General features: G+C 71.1%; 3 protein-coding genes. 1 reads left to right on the forward strand and 2 read right to left on the reverse strand.

Annotated elements, in window-relative coordinates; genetic code table 11:
• A partial coding sequence (locus VIP82_RS06470) for a hypothetical protein (RefSeq protein WP_331906819.1) occupies nucleotides 1-534 on the forward strand: 534 nt, incomplete at its 5' end.
• Between the two features lie 92 nt (nucleotides 535-626).
• Here the strand turns inward: VIP82_RS06470 and VIP82_RS06475 are convergent.
• Together VIP82_RS06475 and VIP82_RS06480 are read right to left on the reverse strand one after the other, a co-directional pair.
• A complete protein-coding gene (locus VIP82_RS06475) occupies nucleotides 627-1,745 on the reverse strand; it encodes a metallophosphoesterase family protein (protein WP_331906821.1) in 1,119 nt (372 codons plus the stop codon).
• Nucleotides 1,742-2,197, reverse strand: a 456-nt coding sequence (locus VIP82_RS06480) for a hypothetical protein (RefSeq protein WP_331906823.1), incomplete at its 5' end; no start/stop codon positions are given. The genes VIP82_RS06475 and VIP82_RS06480, both read right to left, overlap by 4 nt.

Genomic DNA, 2,197 nt, shown 5'->3' on the forward strand with positions numbered 1-2,197 from the left:
GGCAGCTTCGTCGACAGCCAGTCGTCGTTGCGAATGCTGCAGGCGGGCGACTGGTCGCCGGGTCAGTGGAAGGGCACCTGCCCCGACAGCCAGCGCCTCCAGGGCATCGCGCGGAGCACCAACCGGGCGCTCTGCACCGACATCGGCGGCATCAGCACCTCGAACCCGCGCGTGCAGAGCGGCGAGGGCAACATCACGAGCGACTGGGCCGCGGGCTACAGCAAGCTGCAGTGCAACCCCGGCGAGGTCGCAGTCGGCTACAGCCTGGGCACCGGCGGCGGCACCAAGGCCGCGATGTGGAACCTCGTCTGCGCGACGAGCACCACGGCGCTGCCGGCGAGCCAGGGCCGACTGATCTGGTTCGACAAGGGTGACAACCGCCCTGTCGGTGGTGGCTCGACCGCGAGCGATTGGGCCCCCGGCAACTACAAGGGCCAGTGCAAGGACAGCGAGTACATCGCCGGCGTGGCGTTCACCTACCGATGGAACCACGGCGGCGTGCCCGACGCGCTGCTCTGCAAGCCGCTGAGCTGATCGGCGGATGACAGAGGGGCCGGGTCGCAGTCGCGATCCGGCCCCTCGTTCGTGCCGTCGTCAGGCGTTCGGGGCGTCAGGTGATCGGGGCGTCAGGCGAGCGGTCCGAGCCGCACCTCGTGCACGACCTCGCCACCGAGATCCCGCATCGTGAGCACGAGCTCCTCCGCGGAGGCGACGCCGTCGATCCACGCGGCCGCCTCGTCGGAGGTCGTCTCGGCGTCGGGCCCGCCGCTGATGAGTTGCGCGTACGGGAACTCCACGGTCGCGGGGAGCGACGCCCGGTAATGGGTGTGCCCCGACACCACGATCTGGGCGCCCCACTCGACGAGGGCGTCGTGCCAGGCGTCGCGGCTCATGCGGCTGAACCAGTCGTAGCCGTCGGCGTCGTAGTCGACGACGGTCTCGTCGATCCAGCGCAGGGGGATGTGGCAGAACACGACGCGATACGGGGCATCCGCGAACTCGGGCCGAGCCGTGATGTCGCGGAGCCATTCCGCCTGTTCGGCGCGGAGCGGCTCGAACGCGACCCGACCCTCGAAGGTCGGGTGTGCGTCGGGCTTGTCCTCGCCGGTGTGCAGCACGATGCAGGCGACCGGGCCGATGCGGAACGCGGTGAACGGCCGGCCCTCGGGCGTCGCCACGAAATCCTCGAGCTGGTAGGCCCAGGCGCCTCGCACGTCGTGGTTGCCGACGACGATCGCGAGTGGGCGGCCGGCGCTCACGTCGAGGCCCGCCGGGTTCAGCACCGTCGAGGTGAACCACGACGGATCCTTCCAGTCGTTGCAGAGGTCGCCGTTCCAGATGAGCACGTCGACCTCGGGGGTGGCCTCGTGCAGCGCGCGCAACGTGTCGTCGCGCTGATGGGTGTCGTTCCAGACGGCGAAGCGGGCGGTGTCGGATGCCGCGTCGAGCGTGCGCACCGTCTTCCACTCGCTCTCGTGCCGGCGGAGGCGCCGGTCGACCGGTTCGGTGATCGCACGCACACGGATGGCGGTGCCGGCGGGAAGCCCACCGGCCCGCACCCGCAGCACGCGATGGTCTTGGGGCACCATGCCGAAGGCGTCGCTCGTCACGGTGCCGTTCGAGCCATCGGCGGCCTCCCACTCGATCCAGCCGCGGCTCAGTCCGCGCACGCCCCAGACGACTTCGAAGCCGTCGGAGCGCGGCGCCATCACGACCGGGGGGCTGGTCACGATCGACGCGGTCACAGCGCGCCTCCGAGGTCGGTGCCGACGCCGAGGCCCGCGCCCACGCCGAACTCGAGCACGAAGCGGAACCGCAGGTCGTCGTCGAACCACATCGTGAAGTTCGTGCCCCACATGTTGTTGTGCAGGTTCACGTGCAGGCCGTCGCTCGGGTCGGGCACCTCGTTGTCGAACCGGTAGAGCGCGGGCCGGCCGACCGCGACGAGCGCCGCGTCGAGGGGGCGGAGGGAGAAGGTCTTCGCCGCAGTGTGCGTGACGTCGGCGACCGCGTGCAGGCTGCGATTGCCGTTCCGCACGACGGACTGCGGGTCGACCGCCGTCTCGAGCTTCGTGAGCCGCCAGTCGCCGGGCCCGGTGAGCGGACGGAAGCCGAGCCAGCCCGCCTCGGGAAGGCGCGAGGCATCCTTGCCGCGGAGGTCGAGGGTCACCGTGATCGGCCCCGGCGCCGCCGGGAA

Source organism: Microbacterium sp. (genome assembly GCF_036566905.1).
GTDB lineage: Bacteria > Actinomycetota > Actinomycetes > Actinomycetales > Microbacteriaceae > Microbacterium.